2 protein-coding genes are annotated in these 3,069 nt (G+C 30.0%); both read left to right on the top strand.

Annotated features, from left to right (window positions below):
- Nucleotides 1-208: 208 nt before the first annotated feature.
- Nucleotides 209-1,294, top strand: a complete 1,086-nt coding sequence (locus tag BLT80_RS19720) for a WG repeat-containing protein (RefSeq protein WP_092471253.1) — start codon at nt 209-211, stop codon at nt 1,292-1,294.
- A gap of 787 nt (nt 1,295-2,081) precedes the next feature.
- Entirely contained in the window at nt 2,082-2,747 is a 666-nt protein-coding gene (locus BLT80_RS19725) for a hypothetical protein (RefSeq protein ID WP_092471255.1), read from the top strand.
- Nucleotides 2,748-3,069: the final 322 nt, after the last annotated feature.

Raw genomic sequence — 3,069 nt, forward strand, 5'->3', positions numbered from 1 at the left:
GCGTGTATATTAACCTTATTCCTCTCTTTTGTCTTTTCTGATTTATGCTTAAATTTAATTAATTGTAAACTTAAGCCGTATATAATTTATTGCTAGCTTCTTGCCTACTTACGAAAGTCCTCGCGGACTTTCTTGGTCTGTAATTATTTACTAAATTAGTTGCTTAAACCACGCAACAAACCATATACAAACACGTTGCCCACAATTTATGAAAACCGTCAATTACATAATAATCCTATTTTTTTTAATAAGCTGTTCGGTTGACAAAACTGAAATAGTTCCAGCAAAATATAATGGTAAATACGGAGCAATAAATTCTAAAGGAAAGTGGCTTATTGAACCAACTTTCGACTCTATAAATAATTTTTACAATGGTTTTGCAGACACATATAAAAACGAAAAACAAGGATTAATAGATACCGAAGGAAAATTAGTGATTGATTATGAATACGATTTCATTGGGCTTGTTGAAAACGAGAGAGTTTTAGTTCAAACAGAAAACCACTACAATTTTGCAGATTTAAAAGGTAATTTAATATCTAAAACTTCCTTCTCAGATGCAGAAGACTTTTCTGAAGAGTTGGCTTCTGTTCAGTTTAACAAAAACGGAAAATGGGGATATATAGATATTAATGGAAATTTAAAAATAGACACATTATTTTCTCTTGCTTACGAATTTAAAAATGGACTTGCGGAAGTCGAAATAGAAACTATTGATACTACAACTGTTAATCCAAAATATATCGTGTTAGAACCAAAATTATATGATTGTACAATAGATAAGTCTGGAAAAATAATTGACACAATTGAATATAAAAAGAAAGAAAGAAAATTTCCATTAATTGGTTCTGCAAACACCAACACTTTAGGAAAACTAAATAGATTTGGAGATACAATAATGCAAATGAAATACAGAGCTTTTGGTTATCCTCAAGGAGGATTTATGTGGTACAAAACGAACGGGAAATATGGATTAGCCGATACGACTGGAACTATTCTAATAAAACCGATTTACGAAGACCTTACATATTTCAGTAACAATGGATTGGCAGTAGCTAAAAGAAATGGCAAATATGGTTATATTAACAACAAAGGAGACATAATTATTGATTTCAAATATGACGATGCACGAGGTTTCAAATATGATTTAGCACCAGTAAAAATCAATGGTAAATGGGGTTTTATAGATTCAAACGGTACTTTTAAAATCAAACCAAAATTTGAAAATATAATTGGTCATTTCCGAAAACTAAATGGAAAAACCGAACGGAATTATGAATACAGCGAGGAATAAAAACTGTGGGCAACACCGTATATAATTTATTGCTAGTTCTAGCCTACTTACGAAAATCCTCGCGGATTTTCTATTCGGTTTTTATTTGCTAAATTACGTGCTAAACCACGCAACAAACCATATACAAACACGTTGGGTTTAATATTGCCGACTTTCGGTCATCCACCAAACATTGTAGCTTTCTTCGAGGTCTTTTAAGTTTCTAAAAATTATGTGATTTTAAAATCGACGTAGTAAGATTTTTAAAGCGCCAAACTGTTCGATTGAAATCGTTGAGAGCGCGCTCTCAGAACGTTTGAAAACGTTAAACAGTTTGTCTGAAGTTATTGAAAAAAAATGAGAAAGTCAAGTTTGTTATATTATTTAACACTAATAAGTATCTGACTGATAGTCTCTTACATTGATGTTTTTTTTAATAACTCATAATTTTCAGAAATTTAAATAATAAGGATTCGAAGAAAGTTTTTATTTTAAAACAAGCCATATATCGGTATATAACCAATTTTAAAACAAAACAATGTCTGGTGGCTGAATATCCTATGTAGCGTCGTCCATACTACGTATTTTAAGCTCTAGTAGATCATTAAAACTAAACCCACAATAAAGATCCTGGAAAACTATAAACCGAATAAAAAAATAAAATACTAAACACAACAGCGCATATAAAAAATAGCTTAGCCATTGAGTTTATTTTATTTTTCGTTTCTTTATAAATGATATTTAAATCCGAAAAGCAGTTGATAATTAAGACGCTACTTTTCATATACGTACACCGTTACCTACAATTATGAAAAACATTCCGTTACTGATTTTAACATTGATTTTAATTGCAAGTTGTGATTCAAAACAAACTTCATCGGAATTGAAAAAGCTGACTGAAAAACTGACCGAAAAAGACAAACAGATTTCGGAATTACAAAAGCAAATTGAGAATTTAGAAAACACCCAAGCATCTGATTATTATCGTTTCGTAGGATCTACGGATTCTGAAATAAATGTTGCGGAAACACTAAAAAGCGGAGAAAGGAAATTAATTGACAAAAAGGATTTTAAAGATACTTTAGATGTTTCAGACAATTTTTTCGTCTATAAACACACATCTGAAATCAATCAAACGTCTGAATCGGGATTTGAATCAGTCCTTCGTAATTTTGACCAAGTCAAATCGGGATATGGAAATGACTTTTTTGTGAGAGTAATGACTTTTTACAATGGACAAAGTTTACCTCTGGAAACTGAAAATTCTAAAACAGATATTCATATTTTGATTCAATCGACTGAATTAGGTTATGAAAATAAAACGTTCGTGATTTCGGACTTTTATGATGTTGACTTAAAAAAGCTGGAAAAGAAAAATAATAGTATTGAATTGACTTTTGAACACGGAAAATTTCCGAGAAAAAAAGAATTGATAATAATAAAACCTGAATTAGTGAAATTTGGAATAAAATAACTATTTCAAAAAGGATTGCACGAACAGATAGAGAGAAAATATTAATATAACAATAGAGATTATTATGCCTAGAGTTCTGTCAAATTTAGAATAAGGAATTCCTTTTTGCCAATGTTTTTTTGAATGTTCCCATTCATAATAATATGCCAGAAAGATATAAACCGAGATTACGAAAAGTATAATTGACATAAATAACATACACTAATATAAAAATTAAAAATAACTGTAGGTAACAAAGTACTGTGCTAAAAAACAAGTAAAATCCCATTAATTTTTCACTAGCGTACTTTTATATGTTGCATCAAATATTAACCCAGATTTT

The organism is Winogradskyella thalassocola, from assembly GCF_900099995.1.
Lineage (GTDB): Bacteria > Bacteroidota > Bacteroidia > Flavobacteriales > Flavobacteriaceae > Winogradskyella > Winogradskyella thalassocola.

What these genes read in the sequence shown, in the direction of transcription:
- BLT80_RS19720 (WP_092471253.1), top strand. Translation starts at nt 209, where the DNA reads ATGAAAACCGTCAATTACATAATAATCCTATTTTTTTTAATAAGCTGT.
- BLT80_RS19725 (WP_092471255.1), top strand. Translation starts at nt 2,082, where the DNA reads ATGAAAAACATTCCGTTACTGATTTTAACATTGATTTTAATTGCAAGT.